Origin of the sequence: Streptomyces sp. NPDC058295 (genome assembly GCF_042880655.1) — a bacterium.
In the GTDB taxonomy this organism is placed as follows: domain Bacteria; phylum Actinomycetota; class Actinomycetes; order Streptomycetales; family Streptomycetaceae; genus Streptomyces; species Streptomyces coriariae.
Genome location: NZ_JBHVYO010000013.1, coordinates 24,291 through 47,204, shown reverse-complemented (window position 1 = coordinate 47,204; position 22,914 = coordinate 24,291). Strand labels below are relative to the sequence as shown.

The 22,914-nt window shown below is 73.0% G+C and carries 15 protein-coding genes; 4 read left to right on the top strand and 11 right to left on the bottom strand.

The genetic code is table 11. The annotated features are described in order from the left end of the window. Positions 1-111 precede the first annotated feature (111 nt). Positions 112-3,930: a multifunctional oxoglutarate decarboxylase/oxoglutarate dehydrogenase thiamine pyrophosphate-binding subunit/dihydrolipoyllysine-residue succinyltransferase subunit gene (locus ACFVYS_RS16060; protein WP_389502491.1), complete on the top strand. Its 3,819-nt coding sequence runs from the start codon at positions 112-114 to the stop codon at positions 3,928-3,930. A 181-nt stretch (positions 3,931-4,111) separates the two neighbouring features. Here the strand turns inward: ACFVYS_RS16060 and fxsT are convergent, their stop codons facing one another. The 8 genes from fxsT to ACFVYS_RS16020 form a co-directional block, all read right to left on the bottom strand. Then, entirely contained in the window at positions 4,112-7,123 is a 3,012-nt protein-coding gene (gene fxsT / locus ACFVYS_RS16055; RefSeq protein WP_389502489.1) for an FxSxx-COOH system tetratricopeptide repeat protein, read from the bottom strand. Positions 7,124-7,253: 130 nt separating this feature from the next. Next, positions 7,254-8,714, bottom strand: coding sequence for an aKG-HExxH-type peptide beta-hydroxylase (locus ACFVYS_RS16050; RefSeq protein ID WP_389502715.1), 1,461 nt, complete (start codon positions 8,712-8,714; stop codon positions 7,254-7,256). Beyond that, positions 8,714-9,937 carry an FxsB family cyclophane-forming radical SAM/SPASM peptide maturase gene (locus ACFVYS_RS16045; protein WP_389502487.1) on the bottom strand — a complete coding sequence of 408 codons (1,224 nt, stop codon included), beginning with the start codon at positions 9,935-9,937 and terminating at the stop codon, positions 8,714-8,716. Before ACFVYS_RS16045 ends, ACFVYS_RS16050 begins: the two co-directional genes overlap by 1 nt. A gap of 172 nt (positions 9,938-10,109) precedes the next feature. Next, the gene (gene fxsA / locus ACFVYS_RS16040; RefSeq protein WP_389502485.1) at positions 10,110-10,409 is read right to left on the bottom strand and encodes an FxSxx-COOH cyclophane-containing RiPP peptide; all 300 of its coding nucleotides are present in this window, start codon (positions 10,407-10,409) and stop codon (positions 10,110-10,112) included. A 41-nt stretch (positions 10,410-10,450) separates the two neighbouring features. After that, on the bottom strand, positions 10,451-13,912 hold the full coding sequence (locus ACFVYS_RS16035) for an SAV_2336 N-terminal domain-related protein (RefSeq protein WP_389502483.1): 3,462 nt from the start codon (positions 13,910-13,912) through the stop codon (positions 10,451-10,453). 7 nt (positions 13,913-13,919) lie between these two features. After that, the gene (locus ACFVYS_RS16030; protein WP_389502481.1) at positions 13,920-14,942 is read right to left on the bottom strand and encodes an AAA family ATPase; all 1,023 of its coding nucleotides are present in this window, start codon (positions 14,940-14,942) and stop codon (positions 13,920-13,922) included. 109 nt (positions 14,943-15,051) lie between these two features. Then, positions 15,052-17,322: a trypsin-like peptidase domain-containing protein gene (locus ACFVYS_RS16025; protein WP_389502480.1), complete on the bottom strand. Its 2,271-nt coding sequence runs from the start codon at positions 17,320-17,322 to the stop codon at positions 15,052-15,054. Further along, entirely contained in the window at positions 17,319-17,825 is a 507-nt protein-coding gene (locus tag ACFVYS_RS16020; RefSeq protein ID WP_389502478.1) for a CU044_2847 family protein, read from the bottom strand. The genes ACFVYS_RS16025 and ACFVYS_RS16020 overlap by 4 nt, the downstream gene beginning before the upstream one ends. 233 nt (positions 17,826-18,058) lie before the next feature. Here ACFVYS_RS16020 and ACFVYS_RS16015 point away from each other — a divergent pair, with 233 nt between their 5' ends. The 3 genes from ACFVYS_RS16015 to ACFVYS_RS16005 all read left to right on the top strand — a co-directional run bounded on the left by ACFVYS_RS16015 (position 18,059) and on the right by ACFVYS_RS16005 (position 20,635). Further along, positions 18,059-18,238, top strand: a complete 180-nt coding sequence (locus tag ACFVYS_RS16015) for a DUF6104 family protein (RefSeq protein ID WP_003992906.1) — start codon at positions 18,059-18,061, stop codon at positions 18,236-18,238. A 179-nt stretch (positions 18,239-18,417) separates the two neighbouring features. After that, positions 18,418-19,515, top strand: coding sequence for a DUF4097 domain-containing protein (locus tag ACFVYS_RS16010; protein ID WP_389502476.1), 1,098 nt, complete (start codon positions 18,418-18,420; stop codon positions 19,513-19,515). Between the two features lies 1 nt (position 19,516). Continuing rightward, complete coding sequence (locus ACFVYS_RS16005; RefSeq protein WP_389502474.1) at positions 19,517-20,635, top strand: helix-turn-helix transcriptional regulator; 1,119 nt, start codon at positions 19,517-19,519, stop codon at positions 20,633-20,635. Between the two features lie 99 nt (positions 20,636-20,734). Here the strand turns inward: ACFVYS_RS16005 and ACFVYS_RS16000 are convergent, their stop codons facing one another. From ACFVYS_RS16000 to ACFVYS_RS15990, 3 genes are all read right to left on the bottom strand, one after another. Next, positions 20,735-21,334 carry a Clp protease N-terminal domain-containing protein gene (locus tag ACFVYS_RS16000; RefSeq protein WP_389502473.1) on the bottom strand — a complete coding sequence of 200 codons (600 nt, stop codon included), beginning with the start codon at positions 21,332-21,334 and terminating at the stop codon, positions 20,735-20,737. Further along, positions 21,334-21,543, bottom strand: a complete 210-nt coding sequence (locus ACFVYS_RS15995; RefSeq protein WP_016437953.1) for a helix-turn-helix domain-containing protein — start codon at positions 21,541-21,543, stop codon at positions 21,334-21,336. The genes ACFVYS_RS16000 and ACFVYS_RS15995 overlap by 1 nt, the downstream gene beginning before the upstream one ends. Before the next feature lie 110 nt (positions 21,544-21,653). After that, positions 21,654-22,619: a zinc-binding dehydrogenase gene (locus ACFVYS_RS15990; RefSeq protein WP_389502471.1), complete on the bottom strand. Its 966-nt coding sequence runs from the start codon at positions 22,617-22,619 to the stop codon at positions 21,654-21,656. Positions 22,620-22,914 lie beyond the last annotated feature (295 nt).

The window sequence follows — 22,914 nt, the reverse complement described above, 5'->3', positions numbered from 1 at the left end:
TGTGACTTACGCGACGATGCACCGGCCCGGCCTGACCTTCCCCCTCCAGGGGGCGTAGCCTTTATTCCCGCTGTCCATCACCTTGTGAAGCGGAAGAGGGCGGTTGCCGCCGTGTCGCCACAGTCCCCCAGTAACGCATCGAGCATCTCGACCGACGCAGACCAAGCGGGCAAGAATCCCGCTGCCGCGTTCGGGCCGAACGAGTGGCTCGTCGATGAGATCTATCAGCAGTACCTCCAGGACCCGAACTCGGTAGACCGTGCCTGGTGGGACTTCTTCGCCGACTACAAGCCGGGGGCCGCCACTCCCTCGGCTCCGGCGGGTACTGCGGCCGCGGGGGCCGCAGCGACCACCACGCCCCCTGCGCCCGCCGCACCGGCCGCTCCGGCCCAGGCGGCGCCCGCTGCTCCGGCACCCGCGCAGGCTCCCGCGCCGGCCGCCGCCCCGAAGCCCGCGGCCGCCGCACCTGCCGCCGCTCCGGCTCCGGTGAAGGCGGCCCCGGCCGCCAAGCCGGCCGCCGCGAAGCCCGCGCCCGCCGCGGCCTCGGCCGCGCCGGCGCAGGGTCCGGAATTCGTGACGCTGCGCGGCCCCGCCGCCGCGGTCGCCAAGAACATGAACGCCTCGCTGGAGCTGCCCACGGCCACGTCCGTGCGCGCGGTCCCGGTGAAGCTGCTGTTCGACAACCGCATCGTCATCAACAACCACCTCAAGCGGGCCCGGGGCGGGAAGATCTCCTTCACGCACCTGATCGGCTTCGCGATGGTGCAGGCCATCAAGGCCATGCCGTCGATGAACTGGCACTACGCGGAGAAGGACGGGAAGCCCACCCTCGTCAAGCCGCCGCACGTCAACTTCGGCCTGGCCATCGACCTGGTGAAGCCGAACGGCGACCGCCAGCTCGTCGTGGCCGGCATCAAGAAGGCCGAGACGCTGAACTTCTTCGAGTTCTGGCAGGCCTACGAGGACATCGTCCGCCGCGCCCGCGACGGCAAGCTGACGATGGACGACTTCACCGGTGTCACGGTCTCCCTGACCAACCCCGGCGGTCTCGGCACCGTGCACTCCGTGCCGCGTCTGATGCCCGGCCAGTCGGTCATCATGGGCGTCGGCTCGATGGACTACCCGGCGGAGTTCCAGGGCACCAGCCAGGACACCCTGAACAAGCTCGGCATCTCGAAGGTCATGACGCTCACGTCGACCTACGACCACCGGGTCATCCAGGGTGCCGCCTCCGGCGAGTTCCTCCGCGTCGTCGCCAACTCCCTCCTCGGGGAGAACGGCTTCTACGACGAGATCTTCGAGGCGCTGCGCATCCCCTACGAGCCGGTCCGCTGGCTCAAGGACATCGACGCCAGCCACGACGACGACGTCACCAAGGCCGCCCGGGTCTTCGAGCTGATCCACTCCTACCGGGTCCGCGGCCACGTCATGGCCGACACCGACCCGCTGGAGTACCGCCAGCGCAAGCACCCCGACCTGGACATCACCGAGCACGGCCTCACCCTGTGGGACCTCGAGCGCGAGTTCGCGGTCGGCGGCTTCGCGGGCAAGTCCCTCATGAAGCTGCGCGACATCCTGGGCGTGCTGCGCGACTCGTACTGCCGCACCACCGGCGTCGAGTTCATGCACATCCAGGACCCGAAGCAGCGCCGCTGGATCCAGGACCGCATCGAGCGCGCGCACAGCAAGCCGGAGCGCGAGGAGCAGCTGCGCATCCTGCGCCGGCTGAACGCGGCGGAGGCCTTCGAGACCTTCCTGCAGACCAAGTACGTCGGCCAGAAGCGCTTCTCCCTGGAGGGCGGCGAGTCCGTCATCCCGCTGCTCGACGCGGTGCTGGACAGCGCGGCCGAGTCGCGGCTGGACGAGGTCGTCATCGGCATGGCCCACCGCGGCCGGCTGAACGTCCTCGCCAACATCGTCGGCAAGTCGTACGCGCAGATCTTCCGCGAGTTCGAGGGCAACCTCGACCCGAAGTCGATGCACGGCTCCGGCGACGTGAAGTACCACCTGGGCGCCGAGGGGACCTTCACGGGCCTGGACGGCGAGCAGATCAAGGTCTCGCTGGCCGCGAACCCGTCCCACCTGGAGACGGTCGACCCGATCATCGAGGGCATCAGCCGCGCCAAGCAGGACATCATCAACAAGGGCGGCACGGACTTCACCGTCCTGCCGGTCGCCCTGCACGGTGACGCCGCCTTCGCGGGCCAGGGCGTGGTGGCCGAGACCCTGAACATGTCGCAGCTGCGCGGTTACCGCACGGGCGGCACGGTCCACATCGTCATCAACAACCAGGTCGGCTTCACCGCCGCCCCGGAGTCCTCGCGCTCGTCGATGTACGCCACGGACGTGGCGCGCATGATCGAGGCCCCGATCTTCCACGTGAACGGCGACGACCCCGAGGCCGTCGTCCGCGTCGCGCGGCTGGCCTTCGAGTTCCGTCAGGCGTTCAACAAGGACGTGGTGATCGACCTCATCTGCTACCGCCGCCGCGGTCACAACGAGTCGGACAACCCGGCCTTCACCCAGCCGCTGATGTACGACCTGATCGACAAGAAGCGCTCGGTGCGCAAGCTGTACACCGAGTCCCTCATCGGTCGCGGCGACATCACCCTGGAAGAGGCCGAGCAGGCGCTCCAGGACTACCAGGGCCAGTTGGAGAAGGTCTTCACGGAGGTCCGCGAGGCCACCGCGCAGCCCGCCGCCGGCGACGCCCACGAGCCGCAGGACAACTTCCCCGTGGCGGTCAACACCGCCGTCTCCGCGGAGGTCGTCAAGCGCATCGCCGAGTCCCAGGTCAACATCCCGGACTACTTCCACGTCCACCCGCGTCTGCTGCCGCAGCTCCAGCGCCGGGCGACGATGGTCGAGGACGGCACGATCGACTGGGGCATGGGCGAGACGCTGGCCGTCGGCTCGTTGCTGCTGGAAGGCACTCCGGTCCGGCTGTCCGGCCAGGACTCGCAGCGCGGCACCTTCGGCCAGCGCCACGCGGTGCTCATCGACCGCGAGACGGGCGAGGAGCACACCCCGCTCCAGTACCTCAACGACGAGCAGGCGCGCTACAACGTCTACAACTCCCTCCTCTCCGAGTACGCGGTGATGGGCTTCGAGTACGGCTACTCGCTGGCCCGTCCCGACGCGCTCGTGATGTGGGAGGCGCAGTTCGGCGACTTCGTCAACGGCGCGCAGACCGTGGTCGACGAGTACATCTCGGCGGCCGAGCAGAAGTGGGGTCAGACGAGCGGTGTCACGCTCCTCCTCCCCCACGGCTACGAGGGCCAGGGCCCGGACCACTCCTCGGCCCGGGTCGAGCGCTTCCTCCAGCTCTGCGCCCAGAACAACATGACGGTCGCGATGCCCACGCTCCCGTCGAACTACTTCCACCTCCTGCGGTGGCAGGTGCACAACCCGCACCACAAGCCGCTGGTCGTCTTCACCCCGAAGTCGATGCTGCGCCTCAAGGCCGCCGCGTCGAAGGCGGAGGAGTTCACGAGCGGCCAGTTCCGCCCGGTCATCGGCGACTCGACGATCACCGACCCGGCGGCCGTGAAGAAGGTCGTCTTCTGCGCCGGCAAGGTCTACTACGACCTGGAGGCCGAGCGTCAGAAGCGCGGCGTCACGGACACGGCGATCATCCGCCTCGAGCGGCTGTACCCGCTGCCGGGTGCCGAGGTGCAGGCGGAGGTCAACAAGTACCCCAACGCCGAGAAGTACCTCTGGACCCAGGAGGAGCCGGCCAACCAGGGCGCCTGGCCGTTCATCGCCCTGAACCTGATCGACCACCTGGACCTCGCGGTCGGCGCGGACGTGCCGCACGGCGAGCGCCTGCGCCGCATCTCGCGTCCGCACGGCTCGTCCCCGGCGGTCGGTTCCGCCAAGCGGCACCAGGCGGAACAGGAGCAGCTGGTGCGTGAGGTGTTCGAGGCCTGAGCCTCCGAACCGCCTGACGAGCGCGTCCGACGAACCTGTCCGACCACCGTCCGACGGCGAAGGGCCCGCCCCCCGAGGTTTCGGGGGGTGGGCCCTTCGCCGTTCGTCCGGACCGCCGGACCGGCCGTCAGGGGTCGGGCGGTCCGGGGGGCAGGCCGTCGGGCGGGCAGCCCGTCGGGGGTCAGGTCGTCTGGGGTTCGAAGTCCCAGTACGGCCGGTTGCGGGAGCGCGCCGAGATGGTGTGCACATGCTGCTTGCCCAGCGTCGCCTCAAGGTCCGACAGGGCTTCCTGCTCGACCTTCTCCGCCTGCCGCCGGTCCCGCAGTCCGCGCAGATCGGCCGCGTACGCGATACGGGCCGACAGGGTGAGCGGGTGCGTGCGCCCGAGCAGCTCGGCGGCCCGGGTCGCCGTGTCCCTGCTGAGCGCTGCCGCGCTCTCGGTGTCGCCGACGAGGTTGCGCAGGGCCGAGGCGTTGAGGGCGCACCCCAGACTCCAGGGATGGTTCTCCCCGACCGCCTCCGTCATGGCGGCCAGCGCCTGTTCGAGGAGGACGTGGGCATGTTCCCGTTCGCCCACGTTGCGCAGGATGAGCGCCTGGTTGGCGCGGGCTCCGGCGACGAAGGGATGGTCGTCGGCGAGCATCACCTCGTAGCGGGCGACGACGGCCTCGCTGAGCTCCCGGGCCTGGTCGATGTCGCCGTGCTCCCGCGCGAAGCAGCTCTGGGCGCAGCCGAACATGAGGGTCCACGGGTGCGTCTCGCCCATGACCCGCTCGCCGTTCTCCAGGACGGTGCTGAAGAGCTCGCCGGCCCGCGCGCGATCGCCGTTGCGGTAGTGGCACAGCGCGAGGTTGTACTCGGCCTTCAGGGTCTGCGGGTTGCTGTCCCCCATCACGATCGCGTTGTCGCGGACGCTCTGCGCCTGGATCGATTCGGCCTCGGTGTAGCGGCCCAGCAGCCGCAGGTCGATGGAGTAGGAGATCTGCGAGTCGAGCGTCCACGGGTGACGCCCCTTCAGCACCAGCCGCCGCGCCTCCATGACCTGCCGGTCGATCTCCAGCGCCTCCGGGTACGCGCCGAGCAGGCGCAGCGAGACGGCCACGTTGTTGCGCGCGTTGAGCGTGCGTGAGTCCTGTTCGCCGAGGAGCTCGTGGTAGGCCAGCTGACTCCATCGGGACAGTTCGAGCGCCTCGTCGTAGCGGCCCAGGCCGCGCAGGTCGGCGGCGAGACCGCTGGCGAAGCGCAGGTGCTCCAGGTCCTGCGCTCCCCGTTCCTCCCGCAGCTGGTCGACGGCCGTGCGGTTGAGGGCCTCGGTACGCGCGTACTCACCGCCGGCGCGCAGCACGTTGACGTAGTGGAACGTCAGCTCCCAGATCCTCGGGTGGCTCTCGCCGAGAAGGGAACGCCAGGACTCCATGGCGCGTTCGCCGAGCTTGCTGCCGGCCACGTACTCGCCGGAGAAGTACATGTAGCGCAGGCAGTTGAGGACCAGGCCCTGGACACCCGGGTCCCGGCTGTTGAGGACGTCCGCGTACTTCAGGTGCGGCACGATGTCGGCGTACCGCTGCCACAGGCGGGTGTCGGTGGGCCTGCGCGGATCGGCCGCGGCCAGCGCCCGGCGCACGACATCGATGAACTCGGCCCGGTCCGCGTCCGGCATGTCCTTCTGCACGATCTGGTGGACCATGCGGTGCAGGTAGAGCGACTCACCGGAGGAGACCACCTCGTCGCCGAGGGTCTCGTGGGACTCCAGGCGCACCACGGAGTACTGACGGAGCTGACTGATCGCCTTGTTCCACAGCAGCGGGTCGTTGAGCAGCCCGGCGATCTGTTCGGGCAGGTCCCCGCTCGGCATCTCCTTGAGGAGGCGTACGGGGATGAAGCCGGGCGCGAAGAAGGTGCACAGCCGCAGGAGGTCGACGGACTCGGGGACGGTCTCGCGGAGTTTGTTCAGCAGTATCGACCAGGCGGTCTGGAAGGCGAGCGGGAAGTCCGCCGAGACCTTCACGACGTCCTGGTCGATGCCGCCTTCCAGCAGTCCGATGTACTCCTGGACCGACAGGTCGGAGTCGTTGAGCCAGCCCGCCGTCTGGTCCAGCAGCAGCGGCAGGTCCTCCAGCGCCTCCGCGAGCAGGTCCGCCTCCGGCTCGGCGAGACGCGGCGCGCGGCGGCGGATGAACGCCACCGACTCGTCCCGCGCGTACACCGGCACCTCCAGCAGCATGCTGTTGTGCTCGCTCCACTCGGGGTTGCGCGAGGTGATGATCACGTGCCCGGGGCCGGTGGGCACCAGGTCCCAGATCTGGTCGGGCTCGTCGGCGCCGTCCAGGATCAGCAGCCAGCGAGCGAACGGGTCGCCCCGGCGCAGCGAGTCCCGCACCGCGCGCAGCCGCTCGCCGTACTCCTGCCCGGTCCGCAGGCCCAGTTTGGGGGCCAGTTCGGCCAGCAGCCGTCGGTAGGTGACCCGTTTCTCGGCGTTGACCCACCAGACGACGTCGTACTCGGAGCCGAAGCGGTAGACGTATTCGGCGGCGAGCTGGGTCTTGCCCACCCCCGACATGCCGTGGAACGTCACCACGCCGGCGCCCGGCGCCGCGCCCTGCAACTGGTGATAGGCGTCGTTGAGCAGGGACTCGCGGCCGGTGAAGCGCGTGTTGCGGCGCGGTACCCCGCCCCACACCTCGGGCATGGACGCGGGGAAGCGCGGCGCGCGGCGCTCGACCGCCGCCGTCTGCGGGAGCGGTCCGGCGGGCAGGCCGAGCCGGTCCAGCAGACGCCGCTCCGCTTCGTCGGCGCCCACGTTGATCAGTTCGACCGGGGCGAGTACGGCGGCGGCGGTGGGCACGGACGCCGTGGTGACGGAGACGGCCGCGAACCGGGACGGGTCGGGGCCCACGACCTCGCCCAGCGCCGTGTTCCACTCCTCGCGGGTGCGCGGGCCCAGTTGGAAGTACCACTCGCTGACGAGCACGAGGATCCGGCCTTCGGCCATCTTCAGGTGGCGCAGCAGGTCCACGAGCGGGACGTCCGCCGGCGAGTCCCATCGCTGGAACACCACGCGCAGCCCCCGGCGCTCGAGCCGGTCGCCGATCCAGGCCGCCCAAGCCCGGTTGAAACCGGCGAAGCTGATGGTGACGGTCTGATGCGCCGCCTCCCCCACGGTCGTCCCGACCGGCGAACGAGCTCCAGACATGCAGCGGCCTCCAGCGCGTAGTCCACGAAAATCCTAGAACCTCGGCGCATCGCTGGTAAGTGCGGCGGGCCCGCGAACGACACCTCGGCGCGACGATCTTTCCGCAGTGGACGGCTCGGCGCCGGTATCTTCACCCATTCGGCCGTGGCACGGACGGGGTCTGACGTCGCGTCCACAACGTGCGTGCGGCCTTCAGGTACGCCTGGGCCCGGGCCGTGTGGCCCCGGGGCGCGGGATGGGCGGCCATGTCCTCGTAGGCGGCGGCCATGGCGTCGACGAACCGCCGCCCGGGGGCGGTGAGGTGCGGGGCCCCGACGAGCGCGGGCAGGGCCGCCCCGACCTGGGCCCGGTAGCGGGCGTGCTGGGCCCAGGCCGACTCCCGGTGCGCGGGGTCGGCGGTGAGGGCACGGCGCTGGAAGAAGTCCGCGAGTCCCAGATGCGCGTAGGCGCCCTGCAGCAGGCCGTCGAACGGGCGGGGGTCGGGCCTCCAGGGCGCGAAGTACCGTGCGTCCGGCCCTGCCTGATGGAGTGTGGTCAGGTCGCTCAGCGCCGCCAGTTTGGCGTGCTGGAGTTCGTGGACGAGCGTCCCCGCGAAAGCCACCGGTGAGGGCGGGGTGCTGCACAACAGCGCGCCGAAGGCGTCGCGCCGGGTCGCGCTGCAGCCACCGTCCCCGTCGTCTTCCGCGTCCGGCGGCATCTCCAGGGGCACCAGGCACCGCAGCAGCGCGACCGCCTCCGCCACCCGGTGCGCTCCGCCCGAACGCAGGGCGGCGGCCGTGCCCGACCAGGCCTGCAACCACCGTTTGCGTTCCGGGTCGTCCAGGGTCGTCGGCGCGCTCAGCGCGCGGTGGCGGGGGTCGCCCCGTGCCGTGCGGTACGGGTCGAGGTCGTCCAGGGGCAGGGGGTCGGCCTCGGGCACGAGCCCGGGCAGCGCGTGGGCCGGTGTCCACGCGAGCGCCCCGGACCAGGCGCCGAACCCGCGCTCCGGAAACACGATCACGTCCGCGGCCTCGGGCCGGCGGAGCGTCACCCGGCCTTGGGCGTAGGTGGCCCGGACCGGGACCTCGCCGGCCGTCGCCGTGCGGAGGGTCCCGAGCGAGGGAAGGTCGAGCACCCCGTCATGGCCTGTCAGCTCGGCGGTGAAGGGGATCCCGGCGCGTGCGGCGGCCGCGGCGGCGAGGCAGCTGAAGTGGGCGAGGGCGCGACGGAGTTCACGCGCGTTCTCCCGGCTGGGAGGTCGCTCCGCCGGGTCCAGGCCGCGCAGACAGCTCAGGGCCCACGGTCCGGTGAGCGGGTACAGCAGCCGGTCGCGCGCGAAGGAGGGTGCCGGGCGGTCCGTGCTCTCGGAAGTTCGCAGGCCGGAGGGCACGGCGCGGTCCGCCTCGGCCAGCAGCGCCCAGTCTTCCCGCAGCCGTGACTTCTCCGCCGCGGAGCAGACGGCCGGGTCCGCCGCCTGAGCCGCGTCGAGCACGGCACGCAGCAGAAGCAGCCGCCGGGCGTCCTGGTCCCGGGCCAGGAGTGCGAGCGTCTCGGGGCCGCCCTCGGACCGGCCGAGTTCGGCGAGGGCCCGGTCCGGGATCGCCGGGAGAATCACGGGATGCCCCCTTCAGGTGAGCTCGGGACGACGGCGGGGACGGCGGTGGTGGCGGGGACGGCGGTGGTGGCCATGGCGGAGGTGGCCGTGGCGGTGGTGGCCGTGGCGGCGAGCCGGGTGGCCACATGGCGGATGAATCGCTGGAGGTCGGCGCAGTACACGGAGGGGTTGCGGAAGCCGTGTCCCGCCCGGTACCGGTGGACGTAGTGACCGCCTCCGCAGACCGAGACCAGCGGGCAGGCACGGCACTGCTCGGCGAGGGCCGTCACGCCCGCCTGCCGGGCGGCCACCCCCGGATGCCGCAGCGCCTCGTCGAACCCGTGCCGGAAGACGTCCAGCCCGGTACGGGCCGCGCCCTCGTAGGCGGACTTCAGGGAGTCCACCTGCTCGATCGACCCGTCCGTCTCGACCACCACGGCGTCGAAGGGCTCCAGCCCCAGCGCTTCCGTGATCGCCGGCAGGCCGAGCAGCAGCGCGATGCACTCCTCGAACAGCCGCACCCGCGTCTCCCGGCGCCCGGCCTTCCACCAGCGGTCGAAGACGGCGCACAGCCAGCCGCCGTACACCGTTCCCGTACCGTCCCAGTGGGGCGGGCGCTCCGACCAGTTCCCGTGCGGCAGAAGCAGGTCCAGGGCCGGCGGGCGCAGGGCGAGCAGCGACTCGTACGTCTGCACCGGGTCCTGTGTGACGTCGACGACCGCGAGGATCCCGGCGTACGCCTCCGGGAAGCGGTCGGCGACGAGGCGCGCCCCGCGAGCGGCGGCGGGCCACGAGGGGCGCCCCGCGTGGTCGACGCGCCGGGCGTTCTGGGCGGGGAGCCCTCCGTCGAGGCTGATGCCGACACCGATCCGGTGCCTGGCCAGGATCGCCAGGCGCGGTGCGGTCAGCAGGGTGGCGTTGGTCTGGACGACGGCGCGGACCGTGCAGCCGGCCGGGGCGCGGTCGCGGACCAGGGCGGTGAACCGGCCGAGCGTCTCCGCTCCGGCCAGCAGCGGCTCGCCACCGTGCAGGATCAGCGAGAGGGCGGTCAGACCGTGGGCGCGCGCGTGCTCGGCGATGCGGAAGGCGGTGCGGTCCAGGACCTCCGGGGGCGCGGCGGCGGGGCGGTCGCGCCAAGTGTCGTCGGGGCCCTCGTAGAGGTAGCAGTACCGGCAGGCGAGGTTGCAACGCCCATGGACCTTGACGATGAACTGCCGGAAGGGCGCGTGCTGTTCCGCCACATCAGCACCCCCCGTCGTATGCCCGCGCCGCGAAACCGCTCGTACGGGAACCGCTTCCCGCCCCGGGGGACAGCCCAAACGCGCAGCAGGTGACGCTGGCCGATTCGGTGGACGACACGACCGAAACCGGTGTGGCGCGCGGGAGGCACCCCGTGGTGGGCCGGGCGGGCGGTCAGAAGGAGTTGGCCCATCCCCAGAGCATCTCGCTCGGCCGCCTGGCCCGCTCGCGCAGATCCGCCAACACCTCCTGGAGCAAGGGGTGTTGGACCGCCGCCAGCTCGGCCAGGCTCAACTCCGTCAGGTCCGGCAGCGCCGCCGGGTCTCCCGGGGGTTCCGCGCGGTCCGTGGTGTCCGTGCTGTCCGTGCTGTCCGTGCTGTCCGTCCGGTCCGTGCCGTACGTGCCGTCCATGCCGACCGGGCCATCCATGCCGTCCGTGCGGTCCATGCCGTCCGTGCGGTCCGAGCTGTCCATCTCGTTCCCCTCTCGTGCCGACGTGACCCGTACCGCCGCGTTCAGCCCAGCTCGGCCAGCCGCCGCGCCGTCTGCTCCGCCGTCGGCTCGCCCGTGCCCAGGTAGTCGTCCGGCAGTCTCGACCACTCCGCGCGGGCCAGGCGGTAGGCCTCCCGGGCGGCACGCGGCCGGGCGGCCGCCTCGTAGGACATACCCCGCCAGTGATGCGCCTGCGCACCCAACTCGACGGCCTCATGGCGCCGACGGCCGGTTTCGGCCATCCCCTCCGCCTCCCGGGCCGCCTCCGCCGCGTCGCGGAAGGCGTCGACCGCGAGGTCGAGCCGAGCCGGGCGGCGCAGGCTGCGGTAGGCCTCGAACTGGACCTGGCCGAGGTCCAGTCGGCAGCGGGCGGCGAGCAGCGGATCGCCCGCCTCCGCCGCCGCGAGGCCGAAGAGGTGCTCGGCCTCGCGCAGGTCGACCCGGTCCCCGCGGGCCCGGTAGCGCAGCATCAGCGCGCGGCCGAGCAGCAGCAGCCGGTGGGCGACCTGACGGCTGCCCGCCGCGGTCTCCATCCGGCAGTCCCGCAGCACACGGATCGCCCGGGACAGCACGTCCTGCGCCCGTACCCCGGACTGGAGCCCGGCCAGCCGCAACAGTGCCTCGCCCCACTCGGCGAGGACGTCGGCGTGCGCGGGCGCGTCGCGGGACATCCGCTGGGCGGCCTGCGCGAAGCGGTCCGCGGCCACTTCCAGCTCCGCCGGTTCGCCCGACTCGGCGTAGCGGGCCACGGCGATCCGGCCGGCCCGCGCCAGCAAGGACGCGCGCCGGCCCTGTTCGCGCACCAGGGCGAGGGCCTCGTCGACCCGGGCCTGGGCGTCGTCCAGCGGGCCGCCCGCCCGGAGCAGCGCGTCGACCAGGTCGAGCAGGATGCGCACCCGCGCGCGTGCCGACTCGGCGGTGTACGGCTCCGTGCCGGTGTCCAGGGCGTTGCGCAGCGACTGAGCGCCCTGTTCGGCGTAGAGGCGGGCCTGGACGGGATCGGCGGTGGCGCCGGAGAGACGCAGCAGGATCCGGCCGTGCTCCAGGGGGAGTTCGGGCGGGCGCCGGCGCCGGTCGGGCCAGACGTCGGCGAAGGCCTCCAGCATGCCGACGGCGCCCTGGAGCAGCGCGCTGTCCCCGCCGAGCCGCCACTGTGCCTCCAGGGCGCGCACCCGTTCCAGGGTGAGTTTCAGCGCCTGGTTCTCGTCGAGTCCGGGCGCGGCGCAGGCGACGGCGTACTCGCGGTCTGCGCGGCGCAGCAGGTCCAGGGCGCCGCTGCGGTCGCCGCGCCGCCTGCGGTCGGTCGCGGCCGCGTGCAACACCCGGGCCAGCACGGCGCGCTCGTGCAGCCGGCGCGGATGCGCGGTGGCCCGTTCGGCGGCGGCCTCGGCCTCCTGGAGGAGGTCGTCGCCGCCCTGTACCTCCCAGAGCCGCAGGGTGCAGTGCGCGTACTCGGCCCACAGTTCGGGGTCCGCGCCCGTCCGCTCGCGTTCGGTGGCGCCGCGCAGCAGCTGCACCGCGTCGATGACGTCCTGGATCATGCCCTCGCTGTCGAAGCGCTCGATCAGCGCTCGGGCCCTGCGGACCGCCTGGTGCGTCGGCCGTTCCGCGGGCTGTCCCGGTCCGGTCCGGCTTCCGGGGCTCTCGAACTGCTCGGGCAGCGGCATGAACCGCCGCAGCACGCGGGCCGCGACCTCCGCGAAGGGCTGGGGCACGGAGGCCTCCTCGCCGTTGCCGCCGTTGTCCCCGTGGCCGGCGTGATCGCCGTGGTCCCCCTGGTCGCCGTGGTCCGTGCGCTGGGTGGTGGGTGTGTACGGGCGGCCCGCGCCGCCGTCGCCGAGCTGGGCCAGGGCGAGGGCCGGGAAGTTGGGGCCGCCCTTGCCGAAGCGCTGCTCGATGTACTCCGAGCAGTGCTTGAGCACCAGCATGGCCTCGTCGCGGCCCAGCCGGGACAGCAGGGCGTCACGCACGTCGGGCTCGATGCGGTACCACTGGGCGCCGCCGTCGGCGTACTCCTCCGACGCGCGCGTGACCAAGCCGCCGACCAGCACCTCGGCGAGCTCGGCCGGCCCGGAGTCGGGCAGCATCGTGCGCTGGACGAGCTGCATCACGGGCAGGCACAGGGGTGCGGCGGCCAGGTACACGGCGAGCCGTCCGGCGGCCGGGGAGGCGCTGGAGCTGAACCTGCTGACCCGTTCGAACGGGGTGCGCCGGCGGTCGGCGCGGGCCGCCGGGGCGGCCGGCTGGTCCGCGCGCACCCAGCCCACGGCCCCCGGGACGGGCCCGGCGCCGGCCCCGGACAGCAGCCTGGCCCAGGCGCCCAGTGCCACCGGCTCGGGCGGCAGCACCGGCACCGGCAGCGCCCCTCGGCGCGCCTCCGCCGGGGTCCCCGCGGGGGTCCGTACGCGCAGTGCGGCCGCTCCGCCCAGCGTCTCGCCGCGGCTCAACTCGCAGAAGAGCACCGGCAGTCGGGTGCGGTTCCACAGGCGCTGCGGCAGCGGCTGGAGGACGGCGACCGGGCCCTGCCGGGAGAGCTGGTGCAGCAGCCGGTGCGCGTGGCCGCTGTGCCACAGCGGACCCGCGCAGTCGCTGACCAGCAGGACGATCCGGCGGCCGGTGGGATCGCTGAGCCGGTCCGCGGAGTGCAGCGGCGCCGCGTAGGCGTCGGGGCTGCGGCTGACGGCCGGCTCACCGTCCGGCCCCTGGTGCAGATGACTGACCTGGATGTCGGAGAAGGCGCCCAACTGGCCGAAAACCTGCTGAAGTTCGATGAACAAGCGGTCCCACACGCGCATCGAGGAGGAGGCGTCCAGGACCAGCTGGAGCCGGGCGTCGCCCCGGGTGACGGCCCGGTACACGGGCAGGATCAGACCGCCCGCCTGCGCGCTGCGCTCCGCCGTCGCCGTCTCGTCGAGCCGCATGCGCAGCGGCGGCGCGGGGCTGCGGTAGCGCTGCAACCGCCGTAACGCGCGCTGGAGTTCGAGCGGGGCGGGCAGCACGGGGGCAGCGGGTACGCCCACCGGCAGCGCGGCGGCCCGCCCGGCGCCACGGGTCCGCTCCGCCCCGTCCTGCGGGACCGGGTACAGGCTCACCCGCCCGTCGGCCCCCACGTCCCGCGGCGGCCGCTCCGGCCGTTCGGGGCGGTCCCCGCGCGCCCGTCCGTCCCCGTCCGGGCCCCGTCCGCCGTCGGGCCGGGGTGTGGGCCGGCCGCCGGTCCCGGCGGGCGGGTCCTCCTGGTCGGCGGGCTCGACCGGCCGGGTCCAGCGCGCCAGCCAGAGCGCGTCGCACAACTGCGGCACATCGGGGTCGAGTCCGACGTCACGCAACCGCGCGACGAGTTCGGCCAGCGGATCACCGCCGCGCGGTACGGAGGTCGGGGCACCGCCGGGCTCGGCGGAGCCGCCTCCGGCCGGGACGGCACCCGGGGGGCCGGGACGGCGGCCGTCGGGCGGGACGGGGCCGTGGCGGGCCGCTGCGTCGGGCATCAGGCCGTCACCTCGGGCGGTCGAGTCGCTGGATGAGCAGGTCGGCCAGGCGGTCCCGACTGGGCGGCGCGGCCGCGTCGGTGAGGTAGATCGCGTTCAACAGCTGGTCCGCCGCGAGGAGTTCACTGCGCGACCGCTCCAGGAACCGCGTGATCAGATCGTCGCCCGCGCGTGCCGCCTCGTCACCGAGATGCGCGCGGACGAAGGTGGCGAGCCGGTTGTGGTCGGCGCGCCCCAGCTCCAGGTGGATGCACCGGCGCATCAGCGGGGCCGGGAAGTCGCGCTCCCCATTGCTGGTGAGCACGACGAACGGGAAGGCGCGGCAGCGTACGCGGCCGTCCCGCACCCGGACCTTCACCCCGTCGGCGGTCAGTACCTCCGCCTCGCCGTCGGGCAGCCGGTCGGCGATGCGCTCCAGTTCGGGAATGGCGAACTCGCCCTCCTCCAGCACGTTCAGCAGATCGTTCGGCAGGTCGATGTCGCTCTTGTCCAGCTCGTCGATGAGCAGCACGCGCGGGGTGTCGGAGGCCAGCAGCGCGGTGCCGAGCGGCCCCAGCCGGATGTAGCTGCCGATGCCCTCGACCGCGCCCGGCGAGCCCGCCGCCGACCCGAACCCGCCCTGCGCGGCGATCTGCACGTCCTGGAGCCGGGCGATCGCGTCGTAGTGGTACAGCCCGTCCTGGAGCGCGGACCGGCTGACGATCGACCAGCGCAGCACGTTGCCGAGGCCGAGTTCGTACGCTACCGAGTGGGCGAGCGTGCTCTTGCCCGCGCCGGGACTGCCCGTGACGAGCAGGGGGCGGCGCAGATAGAGCGCCGCGTTGATCATCTCCAGCTCCTCGGCGCCCGGCCGGTGCAGTTCCGCCAGATGCCGGTGGGCGCCGAGCCTGCGGTCCTGCGACCCGTCGCCGGAGCCGGCCGCGTCCCGGCTGGTGAAGTCCCGCCAGGGGGGCGGGTCGGGCAGCCGCTCGATGCCGTCGTGCGGTTCGCCGGCGCCTCGGTAGATGAGCCACTCACTGGATTCGGTCATGATCCGGTCCTCGTCACTCGTCCACCGCCGCGGCCGTCCGAACGTGCATCACGTTATCCATCCTGGAGGTGCCTGGTAAGAGGCCGACCGGCCCCGCGGGCGGGTGCGTTCAAGGGGCCTCCAGCAGGTCTCCGGCGCCGGGCAGCGGCTGGTGGGGATCGTCGTACAGCAGGGCGACGCCGTCGGCCCAGAACGACTCCGTGCGGCCCGCGCGCAGCCGCATCCGGAGATCGTGCACGGCCTCGGGCAGGTGCTGCGCGGTGGGCGGTTCGGCGATGCCGTCGATCGTGCCGCGGTGGAACTCCCCGCAGACGGCGTCGGCCCGGCCGCGGCGCCGGCGCCACAGGGCCACGCCGTATCCGCCGAGCACGATCCGGGCGAGCGCCTCCGCGTCGTCCTCGTAACGGAGGTCGCCGTAACGGCAGAGCACCGGGACGGTGCCGTGCGACAGGGCGCGCAACTGCTCCACGGTCGGTACGGGTTGGCGCAACCCCTCGTCGCAGTCCAGGACTTCGGCCTTGGCGCGGTGCGTGTGCAGCCAGCGCCAGCGGGCCCGGCGCTCCGCGTCCAGGTCGTCGAGGTAATCCAGGTGGTCCAGGTCGTCGGCACCTTCGGCGCCGCCGGCACCGTCCCCCCTGTCGGCTGCGGCCGTACCGCCCGGTTCTCCGCCGCCGTACGCCCCGAACGCCTCGTCGGGCAGCAGGTCGCGGTCGGAGCAGCGCACGACGACCGGCCGCAACGCCCCCAACGGCTCTTCTCCGGGCGTGAGTTGCCAGTTGTCGACCTCCAGGCCGAGCAGCGCGTGCGGCAGCGCCACCTGAAGGAGCGCCGGCCTGCCGGGCTCGTCGCAGTGCCGGAAGGCCTCCCCCAGCGGGCCGGCGAGGTGCGTGGGCAGGTCGGCCAGCGCGGTGCGCTCGGCCTGGTGCAGCCGGACCACCTCGCCGCCGGGTGCGGCCACGGACACCGACCAGTCGCAGCGGTCCGGCTCCCAGCCCCGTCGCACCAGTTCGAGCAGGGCGGAGGGCCGGGCCACACTGCCGACGGAACGGGCACGCGCGCGTGCGTCGGGCCCACCGCGCCGGTGCCGCCTGCGCCCGCCGGCGCCGTCCGTCGGGTGGATGCCGCCGGAGACCGTGTCGGGGGCGGCGTGCTCGGCCTCGTCCCGTCGGCGCAGCCGCTCGACGCGCTGCTCGGCGAGACCGGACCGGTAGCGGGCGCCGAGCCGTTGCGCGGCCTGCCACACCCAGACCCAGAGGGCCCTCTCGGCATCCGGGGTGCTGGGCACGACGAACGGGCGCGGAGCGGACATCGCGCGCATCGCGTAGTCGAGGACGAGTTCCAGTGCCCCGTCGTCACTCGCGCTCTCGTACAGCGCTCCGAGGCCGTCGCGCCAGCCGCGCGGCGCGGGCAGCGGGGTGAGGGCCTGGAAGTCGGGGAGGGAGTCGAGGATGTCCAGCAGGCCGCGGGTGCTCTCGGGCGGCGGGAGTTCGGCGAGTCGGCCCAGCAGCTGGATCCGCTCGTCCGGGCTGAGGGTGCGGCCCGGACGCGCGCCGAGCCTGCCCTGGACGTCGGTCCAGGTCTGCCGCCGGGAGGCCGGGTGGCGCTGACGGTCGCGGTGGTAGCGGTCGTGGGCGTGGAAGACCGCCTGGTAGAGGTCGCTGTGTTCGGCCGCCACCTCCGCGGGGACCCGCAGGGTGCGCAGCTGCTCGATCCCCGTGGACGTGCCGCCGGGCCGGTGGTCCGAGCGCGCTTTCAGCACGCCGATCACCTCGCCGCGCTCGGGGTCGATCACCGGGCCGCCCGAGACGCCGTACGGCAGGTCGTTGTCGCCCAGCCGCATCTGCACGTCCGACGACCAGCCACCGATGGTGCCCTGCACGGTGAGCGTGCCGTCCAGGACCTGCAGGCGGCCCTCGTTCTCGGTCCAGCCGGCGTACAGCACCCGCCCCTCGCCGTAATAGGCCGCCGGACGCTCGGAGACGTACACGCACTCGTGGTCGTCGACGGGCGCGGTCAGCTGCACCAGGGCGAGGTCCGGGGCGGGCCAGTTGCCCGCGGGCAGGGCCCGCCCGGCAACGTCGGCCCGGTCGGGAAGGGTCGCCACCACGCGGCCGGGAGCGGCGGAGGTGCCCCGCCCCGGCGCCGTCTCGTACACCACCGCGACCTCGCCCCCCTCCCCGCCGCAAGCCACATGTGCGCAGGTCAGAACCCAGTTCGGGGCGACGAAGAAGCCGCTCCCGAGGAACGTGTCGGGCTCCTCCAGGGCATACCCGACGACCGGGCGATGAATGCGCACGGTCGCCGCCACGACGAGTCCACGCAGTGCACGACGGGCCGCATCGAACGCGTTCGATGCGCCCGGGGCGTGCCCGCCCGTCATTCCGCGCCCCCGCCCGCACTGCCGTCGGCGCCCCCGTGCATCGGCGCGCCGGGAGACGCGCCCGCGTGCCGGGCCCCGTCCTCGTCGGACGGCGATCCGTCACGCGCGCGGGGGCGCGCGCCGGAAGGTGCGGGAGGTGGTGCGTCGAGGTCCGGTGGCCCGCCGTTCCAGGTGAGGGTGACCGTGAGGCCGGCCTTGGCCTCCCCGTCGGCGAGCAGACCCACGACCTTCCCCGCCTTGGCGGTCAGCTCGATGCCGAACTCGACGCTGACCTCGTCGGGCCGCACCGCGCGCAGCGGTTCCGCCAGCGACCGCGCGACCCCGGTGACGAGCGCGTGCAGGCTCTCCACGCTCGCCTCCACCCGCTCGGCGAAGCCGGTGTCGCTGTACGACAGCCGCCCGGAGGGCGCCGACAATTCCCCCGCCCCCGAGATCCGGGCCCAGACGGGCGTCCCGTCCGGCAGCGCGATGCGCGCCACCCGCGTCACGTCCTCACCACTCATGACACTCCCCCGCTGTCCCCAGTCCCCCGGCCCCGCCCGTCGGTGCGCGGGCCCGCCACGGGGTTCGACCGCGCGAGGGCCCCGGCGGCCCGCGGGACGCCGTCCCCCTGCGCCTATCCTTTTCCTGTCCCCTCCCCATCGGAGAGCGGATCTCTTCCTCCCCTCGCAGGAACAAGGGTCCTTCCCCCGAGGGGGGATCCCTATCCCTGCGACCGACCCACGGAGCACGATCCATGTACTTCACCGATCGCGGAATCGAGGAACTCGAGAAGCGGCGCGGCGAGGAGGAAGTCACCTTCGAGTGGCTCGCCGAGCAGCTGCGGACGTTCGTCGACCTGAATCCGGACTTCGAGGTGCCGGTGGAGCGGCTGGCGACCTGGCTGGCACGGCTGGACGACGAGGACGACGAGTAGGCCGTTCGGCGGCCGTTCGGCGGCGGTACGCGTGGAGGGGCGCCCTGGGGCGCCCCTTTTGCGTGCGCCGAAGTGATCACCGGAACGGGTGTCTTGACTTTCCCCCACCGCGATATATCGTGTTTTACGTGAGACGCGATATGGCGTGTCGTGTCGCTGTCGTGGAGGAGGTCCGCACCATGTCCGAGTGGTCCGTCGCCGAGCCGAGGAAGCTCTCTTTCGACAAGCCCGTGAGCGAACTGCGCGTGCGCATCGTCGACGGCACCGTGAACATCGTGGGCACCGACGAGGGCCCCGCCCGCCTGGAGATCTCACGGATCGAGGGACCGCCCCTGGTGGTCAGCCACCGCGACGGGAACCTGACGGTGGCGTACGAGGACCTGCCCTGGAAGGGCTTCCTCAAGTGGCTCGACCGCAAGGGCTGGCGGCGCAGCGCCGTGGTCTCGCTGGCCGTGCCGGCCGGCACCCGCGTGGAGGTGGGCGTGGTCAGCGCCGGGGCGGTGGTCTCCGGCATCGAGGGCCGGGCCGAGGTGAAGGGGGTCAACGGCGACACGACCCTGGTCGGGCTCGCGGGCCCGGTGCGCACGGACACCGTCTCCGGAAACGTGGAGGCCCAGGCCCTCACCGGCGACCTGCACTTCAACTCCGTGTCCGGCGATCTGACGGTGGTGGAGGCGGGCTCCTCCGTGAAGGCCGACTCCGTGAGCGGGTCGATGATCGTCGACCTCGATCCGACAAGCCGCCCCACGAGCATCGACCTGACCAGCGTCTCGGGCGAGATCGCCATCCGGCTGCCCCATCCGGCGGACGCCCGGGTGGAGGCGAACACCGCGAGCGGCTCGGTCTCCAACGCCTTCGAGGACCTCCGGGTCAGCGGCCAGTGGGGCGCCAAGCGCATCACCGGCCGCCTGGGCGCGGGCAACGGCAGCCTGAAGGCGACGACGATCTCCGGCTCGATCGCCCTGCTGCGCAGACCCCCGACGGAAGACGCGACGGACGAGGCCTGGCCCGACGAGCGGGAGAAGCGGGAAGAGCGGGAGAAGCAGGAGACGAAGACCGCGACGGCGACGGCGAGCGGCGCACCGAAGCGGGCACCGGCGCCCGCGGCGACACCGGCACCGACCCCGGCCTCGACGCCGGTCCCGGCGGCCGGTCCGGAGGGTGAAGCACGCTCGGACCGGCCCATCGACTCGGGGGACAATGCCGTTTCCGGCCCGGGCGGCGAGAGCTCCTCCGGCGACCCGGCCGACAGCACGACCGACAAGAAGGTGCTCTGACATGCCTCCCGTCTTCGCCCACGGCCGTCTCCGCCTCTACCTGCTGAAGCTGCTGGACGAAGCGCCGCGGCACGGCTACGAGGTGATCCGCCTCCTCGAAGAACGCTTCCAGGGGCTCTACGCGCCGTCGGCGGGCACGGTCTACCCCCGGCTGGCCAAGCTGGAGACCGAGGGCCTGGTCACCCACACCACCGAGGGCGGCCGCAAGGTCTACGCCATCACCGACGCCGGCCGGGCCGAACTGGCGGACCGCAGCGGCGAACTGGCCGACCTGGAACTGGAGATCCGCGATTCGGTCGCCGAGCTGGCCGCCGAGATCCGGGCCGACGTACGCGGCGCGGCGGGCGATCTGCGGCGCGAGATGCGGGCGGCGGCCACCGAGGCCCGCCAGGGCACCGGGGTGGGCTCCACCGAGCCCGGCGAACAGGGTGAGTACGGGGAGTACGGCGACAAGGAGTCGTGGCGCGCCGCCAAGGAGGAGATGCGCCGCGTCAAGCAGGAGTGGAAGGAACAGGCGCGCCGGGCCAAGGACGAGAGCCGCCGCGCCCGCGAGGAGGCCCAGCGGGCCCGCCGCCAGGCCAAGGAGGCGCAGGAGCGGGCCCGCACCCAGGCCCAGGAAGAGGTGCAGCGCATCGCCCGCCGGGTCCAGGAGCAGGTCCAGGATCACTTCACCCGGGGCGACTGGCCGACCGGCGTCCGCGAGGGCCTGACGGAACTCGCCAAGGAGTTCGGGGACTTCGGCAGGGAGTACGGCAGGGACTTCGGCTTCGGCCGCACGGGTACGACAGGCTCGACGGCGACCACGCATCCGGAAGACTCCCGCACCGCGGAGGACTCCCCTCCCTCGGAGGGCTCCCGCGCCGCGGACGCCTCCCGCACCGCCGAATACTCCCGCACCCCGGAGGACTTCCCCGCCGAGTACGAACCGGCCTGGGCCCACGAGGACACCGGCGGCGACCCGGCCCGCGATCTGGACCGCCTGCTCGACCGCTTCCGGGACGACATCCGTGACGCGGCCCGCGACCACGGCGTCACCGGAGAGCAGCTCCGCGAAGCGCGCCACCACCTGTCCACGGCGGCGGCACACATCGGGGTGATCCTGCGAGCGCCGAAACCCTGACGCCCCCGGCCGGCCTCAGGCAGACCGGCGACCGCCAGCCAGGCAGACATACAGGCGGCCAGGCACACAGCAAGCCAGGCAGGCAGGCAGGCGGCCCGTTCAGCCGGCCTTGACCTCGGTCGCGGTCCCGGGCTCGCCTCCTCGGCCGGCGCCGTACAGCACCCGGGTGAGGGACGCGTGAGTGACGCCGTGGTCGGCGAGGATCTCCGAGGGGACGCCCCGGCGGACGGTGAGGGCGAGCAGCAGATGCTCGTCGCCGATGTGCCGTTCGCCTTGGGCGACGGCGACGCGCAGGGTGCCGGTGAGCAGGTCCTTGGCACCGCGGCTGAACGCCCGCCGGCCGGACCGCCCACCGAAGAGGCCACCCCGGCCGGCGGCGGCCAGTACTCCTTCGCCGTGCGTCTCCTCGACCCGGGACACGATCTCCGACAGGTCGATGCCCAGCCCGGACAGGGCGTCCGCGTCGGCCCGGGAGAGTCCGCCGCGGCGGCGCGTCTCGTCCAGGTCCCGCACCAGCCCGGCCCGCCCACCGGGCGGCAGACCGAGCGAGGCCAGCGCGAAGGAACCGCGACTGCCCTCGCGGTCGAGCAGGGACAGCAGTACATGCGTCTCCTCGACCCGCGCCGCCCCCTCCCGCTCGGCATGCCCCACCGCGCCCTCGACCACGGCACGGGCGTCCTTCGTGAACCGCTCGAACATCAATGCCTCCCGTACTTCTTGTGCACGGCCTGCCTGCTGACTCCGAGCTCCGCGGCGATCTCCTGCCACGACCAGCCCTGGTTGCGCGCACTGCGCACCTGCACCGCCTCCAACTGCTCCAGCAGCCGGCGCAGTGCGGCGACGGCGCGCAGTCCGACCCGTGGATCACGGTCTCCTGCGCGCTCGGCGAGATCCGTTGCTTCGGTCATGATGTCAACGTACGTTGACGCACACGACATGTCAACCACAGTTGACACGCGCGGGAACGGCACGCAAAAAGGCGGGCCCGGAGCCAACCCCGGACCCGCCTGCCGACAGGTCAGCCGTGCGTGAGCACGATCTTGCCGAACTGGTCGCCGGACGCGAGCCGTTCGAAGCCCTCGCGGGCCCGGTCGAGCGGCAGCACCTCGTCGATGACGGGGCGGACACCGGTGGCGGCACAGAAGGAGAGCAGGTCCTCCAGCTCGTCCTTGGTGCCCATGGTGGAGCCGACGACCTTCAGCTCCAGGAAGAAGATCCGGGTCAGCTCGGCGTGCGAGGGACGGTCACCGCTGGTGGCGCCGGAGATGACGAGCGTGCCGCCGGGCCGCAGGGACTTCACCGAGTGCGACCAGGTGGCCGCGCCGACGGTCTCGATGACGGCGTCCACCCGCTGCGGCAGCCGCGCGCCGGGCTCCACCGCCTCGACGGCACCGAGCTCCAGGGCCCGCTTCCGCTTGGCCTCGTCCCTGCTGGTGGCGAAGACCCGCAGTCCGGCCGCCCGGCCCAGCACGATGGCCGCCGTGGCGACACCGCCGCCGGCGCCCTGGACGAGGACGGAGTCACCGGGCCGTACGCCCGCGTTGGTGAAGAGCATGCGGTACGCCGTCAGCCAGGCCGTGGGCAGACAGGCGGCCTCCTCGAAGGAGAGCTCCTTTGGCTTGGGCAGGATGTTCCAGGTCGGCACCGCGACCTGCTCGGCGAAGGTGCCCTGGTACCTCTCGGTGAGGATGGAACGAGGCTCGTCGGGCCCGACACCGTGCCCGGTCTGACCGATGACGGAGTGCAGGACGACCTCGTTGCCGTCCTCGTCGACCCCGGCGGCGTCGCAGCCGAGGATCATCGGCAGCCGGCCCTCGGGGAGTCCGACCCCCCGGAGCGACCAGAGATCGTGATGGTTGAGGGAGGCGGCCCTGACATGGACGGTGCTCCAGCCCGGCCGGGCCTCGGGGGCCGGGCGCTCCCCCAACTCCAGGCCGGAAAGCGGCTGGTCGCGGTCGATTCGGGCGGCGTAGACGGCGAACATGCAGCCGACGATAGGGTCCGCCGCCGACAAGCGAAACCGGACACCACTGTGAGACATACCCTCTTGCGCATCCGCCCCCGGCCCAGCCCGGACCCCGACCGGACACCTCCAGCCCGTCCGACGACTCGACCCCACGGCGCTGATCGAACGCCGGTCGGGTATTTCCAGCCCACCCGCCAGCTCGACGCCACGGGACCGATCGGACGCCCGATCAGGTACTTCCAGCCCACCCGCCAGCTCGACCCCACGGGACCGATCGGACGCCCGATCAGGTACTTCCAGCCCACCCGCCAGC

Coding starts and splice junctions, on each gene's coding strand:
- fxsT (WP_389502489.1), bottom strand. CDS start 7,123: ATGTCTGGAGCTCGTTCGCCGGTCGGGACGACCGTGGGGGAGGCGGCG.
- fxsA (WP_389502485.1), bottom strand. CDS start 10,409: ATGGACAGCTCGGACCGCACGGACGGCATGGACCGCACGGACGGCATG.
- ACFVYS_RS16035 (WP_389502483.1), bottom strand. CDS start 13,912: ATGCCCGACGCAGCGGCCCGCCACGGCCCCGTCCCGCCCGACGGCCGC.
- ACFVYS_RS16030 (WP_389502481.1), bottom strand. CDS start 14,942: ATGACCGAATCCAGTGAGTGGCTCATCTACCGAGGCGCCGGCGAACCG.
- ACFVYS_RS16025 (WP_389502480.1), bottom strand. CDS start 17,322: ATGACGGGCGGGCACGCCCCGGGCGCATCGAACGCGTTCGATGCGGCC.
- ACFVYS_RS16020 (WP_389502478.1), bottom strand. CDS start 17,825: ATGAGTGGTGAGGACGTGACGCGGGTGGCGCGCATCGCGCTGCCGGAC.
- ACFVYS_RS16015 (WP_003992906.1), top strand. CDS start 18,059: ATGTACTTCACCGATCGCGGAATCGAGGAACTCGAGAAGCGGCGCGGC.
- ACFVYS_RS16010 (WP_389502476.1), top strand. CDS start 18,418: ATGTCCGAGTGGTCCGTCGCCGAGCCGAGGAAGCTCTCTTTCGACAAG.
- ACFVYS_RS16005 (WP_389502474.1), top strand. CDS start 19,517: ATGCCTCCCGTCTTCGCCCACGGCCGTCTCCGCCTCTACCTGCTGAAG.
- ACFVYS_RS16000 (WP_389502473.1), bottom strand. CDS start 21,334: ATGTTCGAGCGGTTCACGAAGGACGCCCGTGCCGTGGTCGAGGGCGCG.
- ACFVYS_RS15995 (WP_016437953.1), bottom strand. CDS start 21,543: ATGACCGAAGCAACGGATCTCGCCGAGCGCGCAGGAGACCGTGATCCA.
- ACFVYS_RS15990 (WP_389502471.1), bottom strand. CDS start 22,619: ATGTTCGCCGTCTACGCCGCCCGAATCGACCGCGACCAGCCGCTTTCC.